Raw genomic sequence first — 19,873 nt, 5'->3', positions numbered from 1 at the left:
AATGTCATGTAACTGAGATAGTCTATAAGTAATTTAATTTTTCTTTTTTATTGTCTCTTCAACCCTAAATTTCGTAATCCTAGCTATTAAATCTAAAGGCATTGGTTTGTCTAATGGGAATTGTACTGATCCTTTACCTTGTTTGTAAACAGATAAGTCCTTTTCGAATGCTGCATGGCCGGTAGGTGTAGCATAAAAACCAATATGACTTTTATACCCTGCAAAATAAACTAGTGGTTTTCCTTTTAACTTAAAGGCAGGCATTGTGTAGCTAATAGATTCTTCCGCTTCTGGAGCAGCTTTTTTTATTGTAGAACGAACTTTTTCTAAAATCGTTTTTACTTCATGAGGAAAGCTAGAAATGTATTCGTCGATATTTGTTGGTGCATTCATGAAATCAATAATTTTAGGTAAGTATACCAATTTTACACTAAAACTCTAATTAAATATTCTTTTCCGTCCAAATTTAGAATTTGGTCTTCTCGATTTTGTATATACTGTTTTTCTAATTGTTCAATAAGTTCAGAAATAGGTAAAGATATAACATCAATAAGAACACGTATAGAAAATCTTAAATAGTTTTCCTTGTGTGAGCCGTAGTTTTTGGTATATTTAGAATGTGTGTTATAAAAAGCATAGATTTCTTTCATGGGTACATCTGTTTATTATGGCCTTTTAGGGACAAGGGGTTACATTAATATTGAAATTTTAGGCGTTAAACGTTTGATATATGTGGAACCAAACGGTATAAAGCCTATAGATTTTACAGGCTTGAAACCCTATCAAGAAGATGAGGTAGAAATAGATGTTATGTTGGTAGAAGATCTAGAATTGCATAAATCTACTGACGGAAAATTAGGATTTAAAACTGCAACTTACAGACTCCAAAACTTAGGAAGCTTTGAAAGATACGAAATACGCTAATTTATGATAGTTAATACTTAATCCGAACACAGAGTTTTTCTGTTATACCCTAAATGGCTGGATGAACGGTAATTATTGCAGTTTTATTATTGTTAGCTAAAGGGGATACTGCAAATATCCCCATTTTTTATTTCTTAAATTTCTTCATTTTCAGAAGTGCCTGATTGAATTCTGACAAAGGTTCTTCTTTTCTTCCCTTTTCAATTTCCTCCAACGTTGCAACTTCTTTGTATTCTCCTTTCAGGGGTAGCTTTATCGACTCCACGCCTGATAAGTCCTCCTTTAAAAAAGTGGCAACAGATTTTATATCGTAGTACCACTTATTATCAAACTGTATTTTTAACACATCATCTGACTTCTGTAAATCTTCTTCCTTTATCTTAAGCATTCATCAAGTCTTTATATTTTGTCCTAACTGCGGAGTTTGTCAAAAGATAATTAAACCTCTCACCATTCTCTATTAATTTTGTGTTGTATCTGAAAACGAATTCATCCACATAACTTTGAAGATGTTTCCTTGATACGCTGTTATACATATCCCTTAAACTGTTCTTCATAATTTTCCAACTTCCCTCTATCGTGTTGGTGTGTATTATACTGCTGTCATAACCGTGTTTATAGCCCGATGCAGTATCTTTAATCATATATTGGTGGTAATCTGTATGTAAACCGTGATAACCTTTCCAATCGTCTGAAATCAATACACTTCCCTTTGCAACATATTTCTTAATCATTGGTTGCAATACTTCTGCTCCCGTACTTAAGGTTACTATTGCCGTTAACTTACCACCTCTTTCAACAATACCCGTTATAGCCGTCTTATCCTTGAAACTCCTACCTTGACTATTCTTTACCTTTTTATCTGCGTGGCGGTTTTTATTACGACCACCGTAAAAACTTTCATCACTCTCAACAATCTGTCCCTCTCCACCAAGTTCGTTATAATTTTCAATCTCAAACGCTTTTCTAATACGCATCAACATAAACCACGCTGTTTTTTGGCTAACATTTCCTAAATCTCGTGCTAGTTGAGCCGATGAAATACCTTTCTTGTGATTGATTACCAAATATACGGCACAGAACCATTTAGGCAACTCGATTTTTGTATTATCGAACATCGTACCTGTCTTTACCGTGAAATACTTTTTGCTTTCCTTACAACGGTACTTACCATTGGCACATTTATACACCTTACTACTTTCGGCAAATGGACTTTGTGGCACACCTTGCCAATAGAGTTCCTCTAAATGTTTGATGCATTGTTCTTCTGTAGAGAACTGCCTGATAACGTCTAACAACGAATTGAAGTCTTTGTTGAACATATTTTTACGTTTTGATTTATTCAAATTTAAGAATTTAATTACACTAATACAAATAATTTAGTGTAAAATAATTCTGACTAATCGCTCCGCCTTACAAAGATACGGAGCATTTGAAGGGTTGGGAAATTGATTAAATATCCTGTATGTTTGAACTCAAACAAAAACCTTATTATTATGCAATTAGCCTCTAAATGCCCAAAATGTGAAGCAAGTAACTTTGAAACAGTACTTGAAACACCTAAAAATTCTAACTATAAGTTGCAGTTTATAAGATGTGCATCTTGTAGAACCGTAGTTGGTGTATCAGAATATTATAATATAGGTAAGCTTATACATGTATTGGCTGAAAAATTAAGGATTGATTTAGGTTCATAATCTCTTTAATCTCATTAAGCTTATGAATTAGCTCTCCATAAATTTCTGGCTTTAATAAACCATCTGTTTGTTCTATTTGAACATTAAATAAAACATCTTTGATGTTGGCTGTTGTTGGCGCATTTTTGCACTCGATAATTATTTTCATTTTTACTATATTTGATTTATGAATTAAAAAACTGATTGACAATCCTTTTAAGGATTTTATAATACTGTACTAGAGTTTATTGCTTGCTCAAATTACGACAAAGAAGCCCACGCAATATAAAGTTCAAGTACGCCGTCATGGCGTGGCTGTATCTTTATGCGTGGAAGGGTGTCGTAACCCTGAGTAGGCTGGAGATTATAGTCCACGCCATATTTTTTTACTCAAATTACGACAAATGAGAAATCTTCTATTAATGCTATTTGTGCTTCTAATCAGCGCAACCACCTACTCACAGGTATCTGTCAAAGGTTACTATAAGGGTAATGGAACGTATGTTCAACCACACGAAAGAACACCACCAAACAACACTATAACCGATAACTATTCCTATCCGGGTAATTACAATCCAAATACGGGGAAAGTTACAGGTAGTTCTACATACACATCTCCAAAAATAAATGACAATACAGATTGGGAGGCAATAGGAAGAAACGACCTTAAGGACTTTGATAGGACAAAAAACTACATTCCTGTCACAACTACCATCACTAAATACACAAGTCCATCAACTGCTACAAAAATAATTACACCTAAATATGTGCCGTATGAAAAAAGGAACTATATGAAAAATCCCCAAGGGAAAACATACGGTTATTCTTTCTTTGTAGATAAGACAGTATACAAGAGGTTTTATATTTATGATTTGGAAGATATATTACAATTTTGGATAAACCAATATCCTAGTGGAGATATGTATGTCTATGCTCCCGATGGTAGTCTTGTTAAATACAATAGTAAACACGAACAATAATGATTGTTGTTTCGATAATCATAATAGTATTGCTTTTTCTAGCGTATAAGGCGATAAAGGGATATAGCTATCTAGGGCATAAGGAGACTATAAGCCCTTCTTCTGACAAAAAGCAAATAACCATTAATAAACATTGGCTAATTTCCGTTCCTATTAGTTTTGTTATTGGCTTTTTAATTTTGCTTGCGATTAACCACTTTGGAAAATTTTCGTATTTAGCTGACACATCGCAATACAACCCATATACAGGTCAAACTACTTACAATAACTATCTTGGTTCTAGCACTCCTGTTACTTCTCTTTCCTATAAATCACCGTTTAATACTAAAATTGACAAATACGATGTAAAATTAACGATGGAAGATATATGGTTTCATACCGAAAAGTATAACTATGCAACCAAACTGGATTTCTATGTAAAGGCTACCTTAAGTGATTACTTATACATATTTTTACTCGCAGGAATAATTCTAATACTAATAACATTCTTTAAAAATTTCAAACTTAAAATCAACTAATAATTATGAAGCCAATTTTTATAACAATCGTGGATTTACAGACAAACAATATAGCCATTAATAGTTTTCATATCGTGCGAATGTATGAAGATAAAGGTGTTACTTTTGTAGTTTTGACTAATGGAGAGGTTTTTAAAACCAACCTAAGTGCTAAGGGTATCGAGACTCTTATCTCCAAAGCTGACGAAGGACGAAGTCTCTAATCTTCTCTTTACATCATTTAATAAATATATAGCATCTCCAAAAGATTTGCCCGTTAACAATTTTATGATGTCATCTCCTATCCTTTTATTAACCTCCTCAATAGGGAGGTTTTTCTCATTATCCATATTTGTAAAAATTAGTTGTAAAACAAAAAAGCACCTATAAGTTATATAGATGCTCCGTTAATTATTGTTGATTTTTATTCTAGTGTAAAATTGGTATACTTACCTAATTTTATTCAAATTTATGATGTTATAATAAGTTTAATGAACTTATAAGAGACATTTTTAGGGTCAATCAAGACAATGTTGTTAAGCATTGTACTTTATATGATATGAAATTACAAACTGACAATTTGTGGAGCCCCTTTTATAAAATAGTTAAACTTAAAATAAATTGATGCGCTATCAATTTATTCTACTCATAAACATATACCAGTTCCATTCCCAAGTATTTCCTTTATCTAGTGAACAAGCCTGGCTCCAAATTGGGTTATTAACGTCTCTTGCATCCCATCGAAATGCCATGATTATTTCCTTTCCTTCAAAAATATCTTTGGTGAAAAAATGACCAACGTTATTCTCAAATGAGCCAACAACTGGTGGGTCTAATACGCCATTGTTAGAATCTGCCCAATAAATACTCCATAATTTTGTCTTTGGATTGAAAAGTCTTACAGTCATTCCCTCAAATTTTTCTCCATCAAAATCTGCCAAGAAGTTGTCTATGTTGCCAATCCCATTCAGAATTTTATACATTTCTTGAGTTGAGGAAAACTCAACCCATTCATTGCAATTGCTAAACCTTGTTTTTAATTTTTTATTTTGAAGATTCCATTTTCCCTCAAAGAAATCAAAATCAGTTTTTGATGAAGTTGTAGATGCTTTAATGTCTAATGCTCCATCTGGTCTAAAACTTAGTAATGGCAATGATAATCCGCTTTCATTAGTTTGCATTTTTTAAAATTAAACTTTAATTCAAAAAATGCAAACTCTTTTATATCCTAATCTTCTGATTCTAAATACCCTTTTAAAGCAGTATGTACAAAGTATGTCCAACCTTCTACAAAGTTCTCTTTTGCAAAGTCTGGGCCACCTTCTTCAAGTGTATCTAATCCTGCGTGCGTAAGTCTTAATAAAGTTTGGTCTCCCTTATCAAAGAGCTCCCAGGTAACAAATGAATTTCCAGGATAATTATCATATCGCCAGCTGTAGGTTATTTTTTTACCTTCTTCAACCTCTGTTACTTCACATAAATGAAGATATTGCTTACCATCTTCTGGACCGCCCAAAAAATCAAACTTAAAACCAACTTTAGGTTTAAAATCTTCTAATTGGAAATACCAGTTTTTCATTTCGTCAACATTAGTGATTGCGCTCCAAACTTTGTCAATAGGAGCATTGTATGTTCTTTCTACAACAACATTTTCTGATTTCATAGTATTATTTTTTAGGTTCTACTTTAGTTTTAATGTCTGATAAATAAATTTCGAGTGCGTCTAATTTGTTATTCCAGAAGGAACTGTATTGTTCTACCCATTTGGAAACTTCCTTTAGTTTTTGAAACTTAACTTCACAAAATCTTTCTCTGCCATTTTTTTTAATCTTTATAAGGCCACATTCTATAAGTATTTTAACATGTTGGGAAATAGCAGGCCTACTCATTTTAAAATTATCTGCTATTGCGTTTAAGTTTAACGATTTCGCAGCCAATAAGTTTATAATTTCTCTTCTGGTAGGATCGGCGATAGCCTGAAAGACATCTCTTCTCATTGTAAATAGGTAAGTGTTCGCTTATAAATATATAGGTAAGTAAACACTTACGCAAATCTATTTTTGGAAGATGTATCTGCGTAATGTTATAAGGAAGAATTTTTAAATTTTCTAATGTAACTGCTGAAGCGATTTAAATGCAAAATGCATATCGATTAGTGCATGAATAGATGCTTTACTCTTTTGTAAATATATATTTTCCGCCACCTTGTTTTAAAATCATTTGTTTCGTTATTGGATTAAATTCTAATACAATTCCAGCAGCTGGAAATTCAAATATATTTTTAGCAGTAGCTTTTAATTCTAAAGGTCCTTGGCCGGTAGCTTGAGCAATTAATACGTTTTCTTTTTTGCTAATTGTAATTTTCATCGGAAAATTTGCTGCTCCGTAATTCCCTAAATATTGGTCAAGTTCTTCGCTTTTAAGTGTTAATTCCTTAAAGCTCGGAATATCAAATGGTTTGCCATAATAAGAGCTAAGTAGAGCGATCAATACCTGATTGTTTCCGTAATTATTTCCGTTAGATGTGATGGCAACGGCTAATTTATCACTAGGGAAATAATACAATAATGAGGTGAAACCATCTATTGCACCTCCATGGCCAAAACCTACCTTGTCATAAAATGGGATAGATGTTAAACCCATTCCATAATTTTCCTTTATGGTTTTCATCGTAGTCAAGCTCTCGGCAGATACCAATTTTCCTTCAAGTAAAGCAGCTATAAATATGCTTAAGTCTGCAGGATTAGAAACAATAGCGCCAGCTCCTAACGGGATTGACATAGCTGTTTCTGGTTGTTTAATCCAAATTCCTGTAAATGCGTAAGAATTAACCTCGTTGTTGTCTAGTTTAATTTTATCTCCGTAATAGGTATTGTTGAGTTTTAACGGTTTTATTATTTTCTCAGTTAAAATATCCTGATAGGGTTTCTTGTAAATTTTTTCTAAAATTATACTCAACAAAACATAATTAGAATTACTGTATTCAGCTTTGCTATTAGGCTCAAAATTACTTGGATTGCTGCTTATAATACCAACTAGCTCTTCTCTAGTTTTCTGTACAGTATTCCATTTTAAATAATCAGGGTTGTTGGTGAAATTAAATATTCCACTTCGATGATTTAATAAGTTTCCAATAGTAATTCTATCTGCATTTTTAACATTTGGAAAGTATTGTGCTATTGTTTGTTCAAGCGATAATTTCTTTTCATCAATGGCCTTAAAAACTAGTGTTGCTGTAAATGTTTTTGAGATAGAGCCAATTCTATATTTAGATTCTGGGGTAGCATTTTTATTGGTTTCTATGTCAGCTTTGCCTATTGCCTTACTATAAATAGATTTTCCATTCTGGGAAACAGAAATGCTTCCCATGTATTTATTATTGTCTGCTAAAGAAGTGAATAAGCTATCAAGTTTTGTAACGTTGATATTTTGAGCAGAAATTGTGGTATAGAGAAGGGCAAAAAGGATTACCGTTAAGAATTTTTTCATCGTATTTAACTAAAATAAAATAGCGATGTAAATATAGCTGTTTAAAGCTAGGCAGAAAATATAGTGTACAAAAAAGCATCCCAAAAATAAATCTGAGATGCTTTTAATGTTTTTAAGAAAATCTAAAACTAAGCTTTAGCTGATAATTGAGCTAAAATAGCATTGTTTTTAGCCAATTGATCTGTTTTAGATTGTTTAGAACGGCTACCTAACTCAAGGTTAGTAGCTAACTTTAAAGTTTTAACTTCTAAACGAGAAACGTTTTTATTGTATCTGTCTTTTCTTTTTAATCTTGTAACTGCCATGATAATGAGCTTTATTTCTTTAATTAGTATAAAATCTGAGGTCGAGAGCGGATTCGAACCGCTGTAGCAGCTTTTGCAGAGCTGAGCCTAAGCCTCTCGGCCACTCGACCTTTTAAATTCAAGGTTGCAAAAATAGTAATTATAAGTTAGTATGCAAAGTAGATTGGCTATTATTTCAATTTAATTTAACATTTCTCCTTAACTCACTACAAAATATGGCAGCAGAAACAGCAACATTAAGAGATTCTGCTTTTCCAAAATTCGGAATTGTTACTGGTTCAGTTATTTTTTCTATTAATTCTTCACCAATTCCATGCCCTTCATTTCCAAGTAAAATTAATCCTTCTTTGCCCCAATCTGTTTTATAAATATCGTTACCATTTAACAATGCACCAAAAACCGGCAATGTTGTTTCACTTAAAAAACTAGCCAAATTTGTGTAAACTATATTTACTCTACATAAAGAGCCCATTGTGGATTGTACTGTTTTAGGATTATATGCTTCTACTGTATTTTCTGAGCAGATAATATACCTAATTCCAAACCAATCAGCTGTGCGAATAATTGTTCCAAAATTGCCGGGATCCTGTACATTATCCAATACTAGCGAAAAAGAGTTCTGTAAATTTTTTGGGTATAGTTTTTGTTGAAGAGGGGTATGAATTAGCGCTAAAATTCCTTGTGGAGTTTGTAATGTACTAATCTTCTCCAATTCGGCGTTGTTTACCTCAAATAACTTTATATTTGCGGTGTTTTGGGGCAATAGGGGTAAGTATTGTGAGGTGTAATAAATGCTATGTATTTGGTAGCTTGAATTTATGAATTCTGTAATAGATTTTATACCTTCAATAATAAATATTCCATTTTCCTTGCGGTACTTCTTTTGATGTAAAGATTTTATAAAACTGATTTGAGATTTTGAAAGCATACAAGTATAACTATAAACAGCAGGTACAATTTCTTACAATATTACTATTAATTCTTGTTTTCTTCGCAGGATGCTCTTCAACAAAATATATTGAAGATTACCAATCTATTGTAAAAAAGGTTAGAATAGATAGTATTGATAAAGCCTTTGAAGAACAAGCTTACAATTATGTTCAGAAAGACATTAGACCATCTGAGGGTTTGGGACTTAATGTTGCAATTTATAATATTTTCAATACCAAAAATGGTAAGTATAAAACCAGTAATATTAAACCCCTGGGCTCTCCACCACCAATTTTAGATAGCACATTGGTAGAGATTTCTAGAAACCAGATAGAAAAATACTTAAAAAGCAAAGGCTTTTTTAAAGCCAAAGTTAAGTCAGAAATTAGTGTAAAAGATAAAAAGGCTCAGCTAAAGTTTGTTGCTGACCCTGGACCTGCCTTTTTTGTAAATAAAATTACGTATGAAATTCCTGATACTACTGTTAAAACGCTCTATGTAGCTAACAAAGATTTGTTTACACATTTACGTACAGGCATGCAGTATGATGAAGATTCTTTGGTTTATGAGCGGGAGCAAATTTATCAACTCATGCGCCAGAACGGTTACCGAGATTTTGAACGTCCGTATGTTAGGTATTCGCCAGATTCAAATCAGAATAACAGTAGAGTTAGCGTTAATTTAATCATTGATAATCCATTAGATAGTAGCTTAAAACATAAAATTTATACTATCGGACAATCTAATATTGTAATTGCACCTAATTCGGAAGGGTTTCCAGAAAATTTGAATTTAGACAGTTTGAAAACGGGATATAGAAATTTTAGGGGAATTACCTTTATGGATATGTCTACCCGTTTTAGAAGAAACCCAATTGTGCGTTATGATTTTATTAGAGAAGGTGAGATTTACGATATCAGAAAAGAAAAACTTACTTATGATAGGTTATATGAACTTAATGTGTTCAAGAACGTTAAAATAGATTATGTAAAGGCAAGTGATAGTAGTCAGAAAGTTTTGCCAATAATTACTTTAATTCCCCAAAAAAGAAGAAGCAATAGAATTGAAGGAGAGATACCTTTTAATGATGGTACTATAGGTTTTAACCTAAGTAACACTTATACTGATAATAATTTTTTAAGAGGGGCAGAGAAATTTCAATTTCAGGTTAAAGGAGGTTTACAATCGAGACTACAGGGTGGAAAATCAATATTTGCAGATATTTACCAAAGAGATTTTTCGGTTAGTGCAAGTTTAACCATCCCAAGGTTAATGGTTCCATTTGCTATCCCCATGATGGGGAAAAATGGAATGCCAACTACAACCTTTTCTTCTAGTTATTTGTACGCTTTACAAAAGAACATCACAGTTCGTAGAATATTCATTAATTACATTAGCTACGATTGGGTAGAAACAAAATCAAAATTACATTCATTTACACCTTTAAATGTAGAGTACCGTTTCGGTAGCGTATTAATTGATACAAATAATACTTCAGATCCCAATTATTCTATTTATAAAAACAACTCTTACAATATCAAATTACTAGGACGTAAAGATTTTACGCTAGGTATGAAATATGCCTATTCATTAAATGCAGATAAACTTAATCAGAATAGAACCTTCGTTTATTTTAGGGGAAACATTGATTTGGCAGGTAACTTATTGCAATTGGCCTCAACTACTTTAGGAAATAAACATGACCCTCAGAATGGCGATTTTGGTACAATTTTAGGACTTCCATTTAATCAATATGTTCGTCCAGAGATTGATGTGCGTTGGTACAAAAGTTTAGGAAGCGAAAAACAGTTTATAGCAAGGTTAAACACAGGCATAGGTTATGCCTATGGTAACTCAATCTCTGTACCATTCGAAAAATTATTCTATGCTGGAGGCTCGAGCGGGGTTAGAGCATGGCAAGCAAGAACATTAGGGCCAGGTAATTACAATAGAGCAGTATTAACTAGTGTAGAAAGAAATGCCTCTTATGGTCTTGATCAGTTGGGTCAAATGCGTATTGAAGCTAATTTCGAATATCGTTTTCTGTTGGTTAACAAGCTTTTTGGCGGTAAGTTAAAAGCGGCAACATTTGTAGATATGGGTAACGTATGGAATATTTCACCAAATAATCCTCAGCCAGAAACTTATTTTGATTTTAAAAAAATAGGTCAACAAATTGCTATTGGTACTGGTATAGGGTTTAGGTTTGATGTGCAATTTTTTGTTTTCAGATTTGATTTAGGACTTAAAGTTAAAGATCCTCAGTTTGAAGCCTCTGAACAATGGGTTATTAGCAAGTTTGTTAAAGGTGCAAAAGATTTTAAAGCACGTTACTTTGCAGCTCATGATCCTGAAAGCTATCGCTTTATGCAATATAACTTTGGTATAGGAATGCCTTTTTAATTTACGATGGCCTATTTATTCAATTTAAAAAGCCACTTTGGAATTTCATCACTCAAAAGCAACGGAATGTTGATGTAGTCATGATCAAGTTCTGTATAAGTTTTAAAAGTTAAGTTTTTGCTTCTACTAAGTTTGGCGTATAAATTTACACTCCCATTGTAAGGATTTTCAGTATCTTTTTGACCATGAATTAAAAAGATGTTTTTCTCCTTTAATACTTTTAAATTAGAAAAATCAGGAACTGCAGCAACAGAAACAATAGCAGCAAACTTTTTAGGTGCTATACTCATTAGATTTTGTGCTGTAGACGCTCCCATCGAATAACCTACCAAATAAATTCTTGATTTGTCTATACTACGATATTCATTCTCTATGGTTTTTAATAATTCTAAAACTAATTGAACATCATCACTGGGTTTTGAAACTAAAATTCCATCTTCATTTTCAGTATAGTTTGAAGAACGTTCAGCAAATTGAGGTGCGATTACAAAACAATTGTATTTAGTGTAAATCTCCTCTCTAATCCAAATTTTCGATAAAGGTTCTAATTGTTTTTCGTTATCAGTTCCAATTCTTGTTGAATTGTGAAAGGTTATGACTAAAGGATATTTTTTTGTTTTGTCATAGTTTTTTGGTAATAAAAGCCTATATAGTAGTTTTTTATCGCCATGATTATAAGAGCCCTTTTGAAATTTTGCTGTTGATAGTTTATTTATCACAGCTCTTGTTTCAATAAATGTTAAGCTATCAACATTAGTATGATCAAAACTTTGAGTTTGTGCACTAGTAAAAATTGAATTTATTAAAAGTAATAAGAGTGTGGTAATGTTTCGTAATTGCTTAAACATTTAGCAAAATATATTTTATCATTAAAAGGACTAATAACACATGAAAAAATTTCTTCCCTTAGACCAAATTCCTTAGGTAATCGAATGTAGTTTCAAAAAAGGTTGAGATATTTAGGCCGTTATTATAGCTAAATATTAAGAAAATTACCAGCAATATTGCTGCTATGTATATAAATTTCTTAAAAGCAAAAATAAGGATAACAAGTATTAAGGGAATAACAATTAGAAAAATTCTACTAATTGTAAAAGGGTTTAAATTGCCTTCTTTTTTATAAATGTAAAGCAATTTGCTATGCGTTCCTTTATCATTTTGGTGTTTGATGTATACAAAAGCAGATTTATTTATTTGCAGAGGTAAAATAGCAACACCTTCATTAAAGGTAAGCTCTTGCGTAAAACCACTTACACTAAAAGTGTAAGTTCCATTAATTTTCTCTAATGGATTTTCTAAGGAATCGGCCGCAATAATTGCTAGTTTACTATTTTTTAATAAACTCTCTTTAACAAGAAAATTATTGATATCTGCAGTTTGAGCAAATGTATTACCCGCAAAAAGCAGAAAGAGTACAGCGATTATATGTTTCATTATTCGATAGAACGTTTATTGTAAATTAGGTAGCCTAAATGTAGTAAAACTCCGTGCCTTTTTATAGGGTCATCATATAAATTATAACTAAAACTTATTGGCCCAACAGGAGTGTGGTAAACTAACCCCGCAGTACCTGCATAATGCCATTTACTAAATGCCTTTGCATAAGCAATACCTTGTAATCCATTTTGCTCGAACTCCTTATAGGGTAAAAATACATACCCTTCAACTCTAAAATCTAAATTATGTTTAAGATGTAATACATTTTTAAGTCCACCTGCTAAGTAACTGGTTGCTCTAAAATTTTCTAAAAAAATTGATTTACTATCATTTAGAGGATAAAATGCTGGAGCCGCTAATAAGGTGGAATGATAATTTGAATATCGGGGTAGGTTTGAAATAACCCCTTCAGCTAGGTAACCCACAGCATATTTTTTTGTATGGAAGAAATACCGTTCGTCACTTAATTTTATGCTACCCCATTCTCTAAACTTTCTGGTAATTTCTAATTGATCTGTAAAAGAAGTATAAGCCCTGAAAATATTACCCGGAGTATAGTTTTCCTTACCAGTTGAGAAGTTTATACTTAATAGCGAACTATGGCCTTTATCTGCATATTGTTTTCTATTAAGTGAATTTTGCTCAAACAACAAGCTTGTTCTTAGTCCATTAAAAACGGTTCGATCTAATACATCACCCACAGTAAATGTATTTGTTGGACTGTAACTATCATTATTATTAATAAAAGCAGCACTCAAAGTAAGCCTAGCGTTGCGATTTAATGGCATTCCTAATTTAAGGTCTATTTTTCTATCCGCTTGCTCTATGTAGGTCGGACGGGGATTCTCAATAAAGATCTGGCTCGTATTGTAAAAATTCCAGTGATTATAGGTAACCTCGGCAGCTAAGAATAAAGGTAAGCCAGAAGGGTAATCAATGCGCCCACTTAATTGAACAGATTCATAAAACCTCCCAGAGTAAAAATTTGCGCCGAAAGTATAGGCTTTACGGTTTAAGTAATTGTATTGTAAGCCTAAATAAACATTGCTAATTGGCCTTGATGAAATATTACCTCCAAAATCTATTTTAAAACTCTTTTTAGGTTGTGCAACTATTTCAAAATTGTAACTATCTGTTTGCTGCTCGTAAGAGATTTTAGGGTAAACAGTTTCAAAAGTTTCATCAGCCACCAACTTATAATACCCTCTTTTAATATCTTTTAAATTAAATGTATACTGGTCACTTTTAAACAATCGTTCAATATATTTTTTTTGTTGAGAGTTTACCCCTGTTACTTTTACATTACTAAACAATAAATCTGGTTTCCTGTCATTAAAAGCATTTCTTTTGATTAACAACTCTTGTGGGCTAACTCGTCTAGAAATTGCTTTCTTAATATTTTCCATGTCGGCCATCGTAGCATCATAACCTTTTTTAATTAATTCTGCAACAGGGGCGAAGTTGGTAACGGAGTAATTAATTAAATCTGGCTCTATGTAAACACCATTTTTTCCAACTAAAGTAGAGTCAGATTTTGATAAGAACATATAAACCAAAAGGCGGTTCATTATTCTATCATCGTTTTTAGGATATTCATTAAAAGTTTTAGAAGATACATTTGCACCAATAATAAAATCTGGTTTAAACTCAGTTTTCATTATATCTGCTGGAAAGTTGTTATATAAACCACCATCAAAAACATACTTATTTTCCAATTTAATTGGTCTATAAACTAAAGGAACTGTCATTGTACCACGAACTGCTTCTGCTAAACTCCCATTTTTCATGGTAATACTTTTTTGAGAAAGTACATCAGAAACCATGCACCTGTACGGAACAAATAGATTATCAAAGTTATCTTTAGAAATGGCTGAGGCTTGAGAAAAGAGTTCTAATAAAGCAAAATTTAAGGGAATGTCATTTACTAAATTGGGCCTGAAATTTAATCTTAAACTTGTGTCAATTGATAGTTTAGCAGTTAAAATAGAAGCATTAATGCTATTCTTTTGAAAATAAAAACTATAATCGCTTTTGTATTTTCCACCTACCCAATCTTGAAAATCAGAACTTAAGGCAATTTTTTCTATTTGGGTAGGAGAATATCCCGCAGCATACATTGCACCAACAATGCCGCCCATGCTTGTACCAGTAATATAATCTATAGGGATGTTGTTTTCTTCTAAGGCTTTCAGCGTGCCAATATGTGCCAAACCTTTAGCCCCTCCGCCGCTTAATACCAGGCCAACTTTTTGTGCTTTAACTTGTAGCACCAAAAGCACTAAAATAAAAACGATTAGCTTTTTAGGATACATCTCCTATAAAAATATCGTTTTCTTTTTAAATTAATTCAAAATAAAGATAGAATAGGTTAAATAAGACGCAAAGCTGACCCAAAGAATGTAGGGGATAAATAACAGACCAGCTACCTTGTTTATTCTATAAAAAATAAACGCATTTATAATAATTGTTACGAGCAATAAACCAATTTCTATTAAAGCAAGGCCGATTTGATGCTGATAAAAAAATAAAAAGGACCACATTAAGTTTAATGCTAATTGAAGAAAATAAATACCAAATGCCCATTTATAGCCAGCAACTATACTTCGTTGTTTCCAGACTAGGTATGATGCTATCCCCATTAAAACATATAATGTTGTCCATACAGGTCCGAATACCCAATTTGGTGGATTAAAGGTTGGTTTATTTAAAGTAGTATACCAAGTTTTTACAGATTCCATGGTAAAAAATCCACCAATTGCACCAATTGCAAGCGGAATGATTAAAAAGATTACAAATGGTAAAAATTCAAATTTCTTGTTATGTTTCGGCATGAGTTCGTTAACTTATTTTTCAATAACAAATAAGTTTACCGCTTGTTTTATCACCTACAGTAATAACCTGTAAAACATTTTTCAATTTTCGGAGTTTTGAATATACCGTGAATAAAAATCCTTATATTTCGTAACTATTAATTACTGCTGATTATTCTATCAGCCATTAACTGTCAATTAAAATTAAATGAACTACAAACATTTATTAGAAGAAGTGAAAGATCATGTGTTGGGATATTTTAATACCCATCATGATCCAAAATTGGTATACCATAATTTAGAACATACTCAGGACGTTGTTGCAGCAACCATACAAATTGCAAATCATTACCAATTAAATGATAAAGATTTTTTTATAGTTACAACTAGTGCATGGTTTCATGATACAGGTTACTTTGAAGATCCAAATAACCACGAGCAGAAAGGTGCAGAATTAGCAATAGAATTCTTAAAGAAAATAGATGTTAAGGCCGATGTTAGAGATCAAGTTATGCAAGTAATTCTGTCTACTAAGATGCCTCAAAGACCAACAAATCAATTAGAGAATATTGTTTGTGATGGCGACCTTTTTCATTTAGGAACAGAAGATTTTAGGAAAAAAGGAAAGTTGATGCATAAAGAGGTAGAACTTCTTTACAATGTTGACATAAACAAAAAGGAATGGAGAAAAAAAGATATCCAGTTTTTAGAAAGTCATCAATACCATACAGATTACTGCATCCTGCTTTTGAGTGATCAAAAATCTAAAAACTTAGAGAAACTAAAAAGTAAATTAAAGGATATTGATGAAGCTGATGAAGTCTTAGATGTAACTATAGCTGATGATAGCCATAATGGTAAAGAAGATAAACCAGAAAAATTGCTAAAGACAAAAGACAAGCAAAGACCAGACAAAGGTATTGAAACCATGTTTAGAATTACCTCTGCAAATAACCAACGATTAAGTGATATGGCAGATAACAAAGCTCAATTACTTATTACAGTAAACTCAATCATTTTATCATTAATAGTGAGTTTGGTGCTAAGGAGGCTAGAGGATAATGCATTTTTAATAGTGCCTACTTTTATTCTTTTAATGGTTAGTTTATCTTGTATCATCTTCTCAATTTTGGCAACCAGACCTGCTATTCCGGATGGATTGTTTACAGAGAATGATATAGAACGAAAAAAAGTTAATCTTTTGTTTTTTGGTAACTTTTATAAAATGGCATTAAATGATTACAGTAAAGGGATGATTAAAGTAATGAACGACCAAGAGTTTTTATATGGTACACTTATAACAGATGTGTATTCTCAAGGTGTTGTTTTAGGCCGTAAATATAAATTGATAAGAATTGCTTATAACATCTTTATGTTTGGTTTAATTGCAGCAGTTCTAGCCTATGTAATTTCTTATATTGCCTACGGTAAATTATCTTAACATGCTTGAAAAAGTAGCTCAAAACTTGTTTTTTGACAGAGATTTAAGTTGGTTAACATTTAATGGACGTGTTTTAGCAGAGGCTGCAAGAGCAAATGTTCCATTGCTTGAAAAAATTAAATTTCTTTCTATTTACTCTTCCAATCTTGATGAATTTTACCGTGTTAGAATGCCAGTGTTATTGGCATTAGCTAAATTGAGTAAAAAGGACAAGAATAATATAAAAATTGAGGAAGACCTGTTAGGTAAAGCAATTGAGATTATCCAAGGACAACAGCAAGAATATGGCAGCATCTTAAGAGAAACAATAAACCCACAATTACAAGAAAATCATATCAATTTTATTTACGGGCATGATATTCCTGTAGAATTGGAAAACGAGGTGAGTAGATATTTTCTTAGCCAAGTTTTAGCTTTTTTACAGCCTGTTAATCTAACCACTGTCAAATCTTCTTTTTTTCCTAAAAATAATGAGCTTTATTTCTTAATTACACTCATAAAAGAAGAAGAGCAGACCTTAATTTTAAATATACCATCTGCTAATCTCCCGAGGTTTTATAAAATTACTAAAGGGAAAGATACCTTTATTTTGTTTTTAGATGATATCATTAGAAACAATTTCGATATACTTTTTAAGAACGCAAAAATTACTGGCTGTTTTAGTTTTAAAATTACGCGTACAGCAGAAATAGATTTAAAAGATGAATATGCGGGCGATTTAGCTAAGCAAATAGAAAAACAGTTAAACAAAAGAGATTTTGGGTTGGCCACTCGGTTTTTATATCAACCAGGTATTCCTGATGACACCATGCAATTATTGCAAAAGAAATTAAATCTTCAAAATGCAAATTTGGTTGCTGGCGGAAGGTACCATAACCTTAAAGATTTAGCATCTTTCCCAATAAATATTCCAGAACTTTCAAGCCAATCTTGGTCAAAAATAAACCATCCTGTATTGGTAAAAGGGAAATCATTGTATGATCAAATTATTGAAGGAGATATACTAATCAACCCGCCTTATCAATCTTATGATAGCGTTTTAAGGTTTTTTAATGAAGCTGCAACAGATGTGGAAGTAGAGGAGATCTATGTAACGCTTTATCGAGTGGCAAATGATTCTAAAATAGTTAATGCTTTGATTAGCGCAGCAAAAAATGGCAAGAAAGTATTTGTATTAGTAGAGCTTAAAGCCCGTTTTGATGAAGCTAACAACATTAAATGGGCTAATAAAATGAAGGATGCTGGTGTGGAGATCATGTATAGCGTAACAGCCTTAAAAGTACATGCTAAGATAGCTTTGGTGAAAAGAAGAGTGGGTTTAAGAAAAATTTATACTGGTCTTTTGGCTACTGGAAATTTTAATGAAACTACTGCCAATTTTTATACAGATCATATTTTAATGACTGCCCATCAAGAGATGTTGAGAGAAATGGAGTTACTCTTTATTTTCTTAGCAAAAAGATTAAAACCAACTAATGCTGATTTAATTAAATTTCAATTCCTCTTAGTTGCTCAGTTTAACCTTCAACAACGTTTTATTGCACTAATTGACAGAGAAATTTCATATGTAAAAGACGGAAAATCTGGATCTATTGTTATAAAACTTAATAATTTAGAAGAAAAGGTGCTCATTGCTAAACTTTATGAAGCTTCTAATGCGGGTGTTAAAATTGAGCTAATTATTAGGGGAATTTGCAGATTGGTTGCTGGTGTTAAAGGAATGAGCGAAAACATTTCTGTACGTAGGATTGTTGACCGTTACTTAGAACATGGTAGGATATTTGTTTTTAACAATGCTGGAAATGAAGAAATTTATTTAGGTTCTGCAGATTGGATGAATAGAAATATTTACCGAAGAATAGAAGTTTGTTTTCCTGTATTAACAGCACACATAAAGAAACAAATTAAAGAGATGTTGAACCTCCAATTAACTGATAATGTTCAAGCTGTATCAATAGACCAAGAAATGAATAATATACCAATCGTAACAAAAGGTAAACCAATACAGTCTCAATATCGTATTTATCAATTATTAAAAGAAGAAAAAGATGCTAAGTAATTCAAAGATTAGAATGGAGAAAAGTACATTAATATTATTAGGATTTATAGTTATTACAATTAGTTTTTCGATAATATCATGTGCACAGAAAAAAGCTAAGGGTGCAGGAGAAGAAAATCCTAAAGGTTACGATTTAAGTAAGCCAGAAAAATATATTATGCCAGATATTTTACAAGAAATTTCAGGTATTGCCTTTGATAAAGGCAAAAATGATTTTGTATATGCTCAACAAGATGAAGATGGGAGTTTATTCAAATTGCCTTTAGGTACAAAAGACGAAACCGTTACCAAATTTGCCAAAAAGGGAGATTATGAAGATGTAGCAATTATACAAGGCTGGGCAGTCTTGTTAAAAAGTAATGGAGAATTGTATTCTTTTCAACTTAGTGAAACAAAAAATACAGAAACTACAAACGTTAAAGTATCTGAAAACTTAGTGCCAAAAGGTGAATATGAGGGTATGTATGCAGATGAAGCAACAGGGAAGGTTTATTTACTCTGTAAATCCTGTAAAGTAGACAAAGACACGAAAAATTCTAGTGGCTATATCTTAGACTTACAAAAGGATGGTTCATTTAAAGCTGCAGGTAATTTTACTATAGATGTTAGTTCTGTTGACAAAATGAGCGGAAAAAAGAAAGGTTCATTTCATCCATCTGCATTGGCCATAAACCCTCTTACAAAAGAGTGGTATATCGTTTCATCAGTAAATAAAGCTTTAGTTGTTACAGATGCTAACTTTAAAATAAAAAGTGTGTATCATTTAAGCTCTAATGAATTTAATCAGCCAGAAGGTATAGCTTTTGATTCATCAGGCAATCTTTACATATCGAATGAAGGTAGTGAAACAACCGGTGGAAATATCTTGAGATTCAATTATAAAAAACCTTAAATTATTAATTATATTTAATCTAACCTTCAT

General features: G+C 32.0%; 22 protein-coding genes and 1 tRNA gene. 7 read left to right on the top strand and 16 right to left on the bottom strand.

Annotated features, from left to right (window positions below):
• Positions 1–33: 33 nt before the first annotated feature.
• Together FA048_RS11885 and FA048_RS11880 are read right to left on the bottom strand one after the other, a co-directional pair.
• Positions 34–393, bottom strand: coding sequence for an iron chaperone (locus FA048_RS11885; protein ID WP_136841125.1), 360 nt, complete (start codon positions 391–393; stop codon positions 34–36).
• 32 nt (positions 394–425) lie between these two features.
• On the bottom strand, positions 426–650 hold the full coding sequence (locus FA048_RS11880) for a hypothetical protein (RefSeq protein ID WP_136841123.1): 225 nt from the start codon (positions 648–650) through the stop codon (positions 426–428).
• Here FA048_RS11880 and FA048_RS11875 point away from each other — a divergent pair.
• Positions 649–924 carry a hypothetical protein gene (locus tag FA048_RS11875; RefSeq protein ID WP_136841110.1) on the top strand — a complete coding sequence of 92 codons (276 nt, stop codon included), beginning with the start codon at positions 649–651 and terminating at the stop codon, positions 922–924. The two genes, FA048_RS11880 and FA048_RS11875, sit on opposite strands and share 2 nt — an antisense overlap.
• 127 nt (positions 925–1,051) lie before the next feature.
• Here the strand turns inward: FA048_RS11875 and FA048_RS11870 are convergent, their stop codons facing one another.
• The 3 genes from FA048_RS11870 to FA048_RS11860 form a co-directional block, all read right to left on the bottom strand.
• Complete coding sequence (locus FA048_RS11870; protein WP_136841107.1) at positions 1,052–1,312, bottom strand: hypothetical protein; 261 nt, start codon at positions 1,310–1,312, stop codon at positions 1,052–1,054.
• On the bottom strand, positions 1,305–2,246 hold the full coding sequence (locus FA048_RS11865; protein ID WP_136841105.1) for an IS1595 family transposase: 942 nt from the start codon (positions 2,244–2,246) through the stop codon (positions 1,305–1,307). The genes FA048_RS11870 and FA048_RS11865 overlap by 8 nt, the downstream gene beginning before the upstream one ends.
• Positions 2,247–2,574: 328 nt before the next feature.
• Positions 2,575–2,769 (bottom strand): hypothetical protein, encoded by a 195-nt coding sequence (locus tag FA048_RS11860; RefSeq protein WP_136841103.1) that lies wholly within the window; start codon positions 2,767–2,769, stop codon positions 2,575–2,577.
• Positions 2,770–3,004: 235 nt separating this feature from the next.
• On the opposite strand from FA048_RS11860, the gene FA048_RS11855 reads away from it, so the two are divergent.
• Both FA048_RS11855 and FA048_RS11850 read left to right on the top strand, forming a co-directional pair.
• The gene (locus FA048_RS11855; RefSeq protein ID WP_136841101.1) at positions 3,005–3,580 is read left to right on the top strand and encodes a hypothetical protein; all 576 of its coding nucleotides are present in this window, start codon (positions 3,005–3,007) and stop codon (positions 3,578–3,580) included.
• Positions 3,580–4,098 (top strand): hypothetical protein, encoded by a 519-nt coding sequence (locus FA048_RS11850; RefSeq protein ID WP_136841099.1) that lies wholly within the window; start codon positions 3,580–3,582, stop codon positions 4,096–4,098. Before FA048_RS11855 ends, FA048_RS11850 begins: the two co-directional genes overlap by 1 nt.
• 611 nt (positions 4,099–4,709) lie before the next feature.
• Here the strand turns inward: FA048_RS11850 and FA048_RS11845 are convergent.
• From FA048_RS11845 to FA048_RS11815, 7 genes are all read right to left on the bottom strand, one after another.
• Positions 4,710–5,258: a hypothetical protein gene (locus tag FA048_RS11845; RefSeq protein ID WP_136841097.1), complete on the bottom strand. Its 549-nt coding sequence runs from the start codon at positions 5,256–5,258 to the stop codon at positions 4,710–4,712.
• A 47-nt stretch (positions 5,259–5,305) separates the two neighbouring features.
• On the bottom strand, positions 5,306–5,740 hold the full coding sequence (locus tag FA048_RS11840; protein ID WP_136841095.1) for an SRPBCC family protein: 435 nt from the start codon (positions 5,738–5,740) through the stop codon (positions 5,306–5,308).
• Positions 5,741–5,744: 4 nt separating this feature from the next.
• The gene (locus FA048_RS11835) at positions 5,745–6,074 is read right to left on the bottom strand and encodes an ArsR/SmtB family transcription factor (RefSeq protein WP_136841093.1); all 330 of its coding nucleotides are present in this window, start codon (positions 6,072–6,074) and stop codon (positions 5,745–5,747) included.
• Between the two features lie 175 nt (positions 6,075–6,249).
• Positions 6,250–7,566: a serine hydrolase domain-containing protein gene (locus FA048_RS11830; RefSeq protein ID WP_136841091.1), complete on the bottom strand. Its 1,317-nt coding sequence runs from the start codon at positions 7,564–7,566 to the stop codon at positions 6,250–6,252.
• Positions 7,567–7,694: 128 nt separating this feature from the next.
• Entirely contained in the window at positions 7,695–7,871 is a 177-nt protein-coding gene (locus FA048_RS11825) for a spore protein (RefSeq protein WP_136841089.1), read from the bottom strand.
• 38 nt (positions 7,872–7,909) lie between these two features.
• Positions 7,910–7,981 (bottom strand) — tRNA-Cys (locus FA048_RS11820).
• Between the two features lie 65 nt (positions 7,982–8,046).
• Complete coding sequence (locus FA048_RS11815) at positions 8,047–8,799, bottom strand: TrmH family RNA methyltransferase (RefSeq protein WP_136841087.1); 753 nt, start codon at positions 8,797–8,799, stop codon at positions 8,047–8,049.
• Here FA048_RS11815 and tamL point away from each other — a divergent pair.
• Positions 8,790–11,204 (top strand): translocation and assembly module lipoprotein TamL, encoded by a 2,415-nt coding sequence (gene tamL / locus FA048_RS11810; protein ID WP_136841085.1) that lies wholly within the window; start codon positions 8,790–8,792, stop codon positions 11,202–11,204. The two genes, FA048_RS11815 and tamL, sit on opposite strands and share 10 nt — an antisense overlap.
• 11 nt (positions 11,205–11,215) lie before the next feature.
• Here the strand turns inward: tamL and FA048_RS11805 are convergent, their stop codons facing one another.
• From FA048_RS11805 to FA048_RS11790, 4 genes are read right to left on the bottom strand one after another with little or no spacing between them, the layout of a single operon-like run.
• Complete coding sequence (locus FA048_RS11805) at positions 11,216–12,052, bottom strand: carboxylesterase family protein (RefSeq protein ID WP_136841083.1); 837 nt, start codon at positions 12,050–12,052, stop codon at positions 11,216–11,218.
• 58 nt (positions 12,053–12,110) lie between these two features.
• Complete coding sequence (locus tag FA048_RS11800; RefSeq protein WP_136841081.1) at positions 12,111–12,638, bottom strand: hypothetical protein; 528 nt, start codon at positions 12,636–12,638, stop codon at positions 12,111–12,113.
• Positions 12,638–14,953 (bottom strand): patatin-like phospholipase family protein, encoded by a 2,316-nt coding sequence (locus tag FA048_RS11795; RefSeq protein WP_136841079.1) that lies wholly within the window; start codon positions 14,951–14,953, stop codon positions 12,638–12,640. The genes FA048_RS11800 and FA048_RS11795 overlap by 1 nt, the downstream gene beginning before the upstream one ends.
• A 30-nt stretch (positions 14,954–14,983) precedes the next feature.
• Positions 14,984–15,472 (bottom strand): TspO/MBR family protein, encoded by a 489-nt coding sequence (locus FA048_RS11790; protein ID WP_136841077.1) that lies wholly within the window; start codon positions 15,470–15,472, stop codon positions 14,984–14,986.
• A 187-nt stretch (positions 15,473–15,659) separates the two neighbouring features.
• Between FA048_RS11790 and FA048_RS11785 the strand changes: the two genes are divergently transcribed.
• Genes FA048_RS11785 through FA048_RS11775 form a run of 3 tightly spaced genes read left to right on the top strand, consistent with a single transcriptional unit; the run spans position 15,660 to position 19,843 of the window.
• Positions 15,660–16,892: a Pycsar system effector family protein gene (locus tag FA048_RS11785; protein ID WP_136841075.1), complete on the top strand. Its 1,233-nt coding sequence runs from the start codon at positions 15,660–15,662 to the stop codon at positions 16,890–16,892.
• A 1-nt stretch (position 16,893) separates the two neighbouring features.
• The gene (gene ppk1, locus FA048_RS11780) at positions 16,894–18,951 is read left to right on the top strand and encodes a polyphosphate kinase 1 (protein WP_136841073.1); all 2,058 of its coding nucleotides are present in this window, start codon (positions 16,894–16,896) and stop codon (positions 18,949–18,951) included.
• On the top strand, positions 18,941–19,843 hold the full coding sequence (locus FA048_RS11775; protein ID WP_225872533.1) for an SdiA-regulated domain-containing protein: 903 nt from the start codon (positions 18,941–18,943) through the stop codon (positions 19,841–19,843). Before ppk1 ends, FA048_RS11775 begins: the two co-directional genes overlap by 11 nt.
• Positions 19,844–19,873: the final 30 nt, after the last annotated feature.

The organism is Pedobacter polaris (assembly GCF_005116505.1).
Lineage (GTDB): Bacteria > Bacteroidota > Bacteroidia > Sphingobacteriales > Sphingobacteriaceae > Pedobacter > Pedobacter polaris.
This window is presented reverse-complemented; position numbering and strand designations above follow the sequence as displayed.

What these genes read in the sequence shown, in the direction of transcription:
- FA048_RS11835 (WP_136841093.1), bottom strand. Translation starts at nt 6,074, where the DNA reads ATGAGAAGAGATGTCTTTCAGGCTATCGCCGATCCTACCAGAAGAGAA.
- FA048_RS11790 (WP_136841077.1), bottom strand. Translation starts at nt 15,472, where the DNA reads ATGCCGAAACATAACAAGAAATTTGAATTTTTACCATTTGTAATCTTT.
- FA048_RS11800 (WP_136841081.1), bottom strand. Translation starts at nt 12,638, where the DNA reads ATGAAACATATAATCGCTGTACTCTTTCTGCTTTTTGCGGGTAATACA.
- FA048_RS11840 (WP_136841095.1), bottom strand. Translation starts at nt 5,740, where the DNA reads ATGAAATCAGAAAATGTTGTTGTAGAAAGAACATACAATGCTCCTATT.
- FA048_RS11865 (WP_136841105.1), bottom strand. Translation starts at nt 2,246, where the DNA reads ATGTTCAACAAAGACTTCAATTCGTTGTTAGACGTTATCAGGCAGTTC.
- FA048_RS11845 (WP_136841097.1), bottom strand. Translation starts at nt 5,258, where the DNA reads ATGCAAACTAATGAAAGCGGATTATCATTGCCATTACTAAGTTTTAGA.
- FA048_RS11885 (WP_136841125.1), bottom strand. Translation starts at nt 393, where the DNA reads ATGAATGCACCAACAAATATCGACGAATACATTTCTAGCTTTCCTCAT.
- FA048_RS11860 (WP_136841103.1), bottom strand. Translation starts at nt 2,769, where the DNA reads ATGAAAATAATTATCGAGTGCAAAAATGCGCCAACAACAGCCAACATC.
- FA048_RS11880 (WP_136841123.1), bottom strand. Translation starts at nt 650, where the DNA reads ATGAAAGAAATCTATGCTTTTTATAACACACATTCTAAATATACCAAA.
- FA048_RS11830 (WP_136841091.1), bottom strand. Translation starts at nt 7,566, where the DNA reads ATGAAAAAATTCTTAACGGTAATCCTTTTTGCCCTTCTCTATACCACA.
- FA048_RS11870 (WP_136841107.1), bottom strand. Translation starts at nt 1,312, where the DNA reads ATGCTTAAGATAAAGGAAGAAGATTTACAGAAGTCAGATGATGTGTTA.
- FA048_RS11855 (WP_136841101.1), top strand. Translation starts at nt 3,005, where the DNA reads ATGAGAAATCTTCTATTAATGCTATTTGTGCTTCTAATCAGCGCAACC.
- FA048_RS11785 (WP_136841075.1), top strand. Translation starts at nt 15,660, where the DNA reads ATGAACTACAAACATTTATTAGAAGAAGTGAAAGATCATGTGTTGGGA.
- FA048_RS11805 (WP_136841083.1), bottom strand. Translation starts at nt 12,052, where the DNA reads ATGTTTAAGCAATTACGAAACATTACCACACTCTTATTACTTTTAATA.
- FA048_RS11850 (WP_136841099.1), top strand. Translation starts at nt 3,580, where the DNA reads ATGATTGTTGTTTCGATAATCATAATAGTATTGCTTTTTCTAGCGTAT.
- ppk1 (WP_136841073.1), top strand. Translation starts at nt 16,894, where the DNA reads ATGCTTGAAAAAGTAGCTCAAAACTTGTTTTTTGACAGAGATTTAAGT.
- FA048_RS11825 (WP_136841089.1), bottom strand. Translation starts at nt 7,871, where the DNA reads ATGGCAGTTACAAGATTAAAAAGAAAAGACAGATACAATAAAAACGTT.
- FA048_RS11875 (WP_136841110.1), top strand. Translation starts at nt 649, where the DNA reads ATGGGTACATCTGTTTATTATGGCCTTTTAGGGACAAGGGGTTACATT.
- FA048_RS11815 (WP_136841087.1), bottom strand. Translation starts at nt 8,799, where the DNA reads ATGCTTTCAAAATCTCAAATCAGTTTTATAAAATCTTTACATCAAAAG.
- FA048_RS11775 (WP_225872533.1), top strand. Translation starts at nt 18,941, where the DNA reads ATGCTAAGTAATTCAAAGATTAGAATGGAGAAAAGTACATTAATATTA.
- FA048_RS11795 (WP_136841079.1), bottom strand. Translation starts at nt 14,953, where the DNA reads ATGTATCCTAAAAAGCTAATCGTTTTTATTTTAGTGCTTTTGGTGCTA.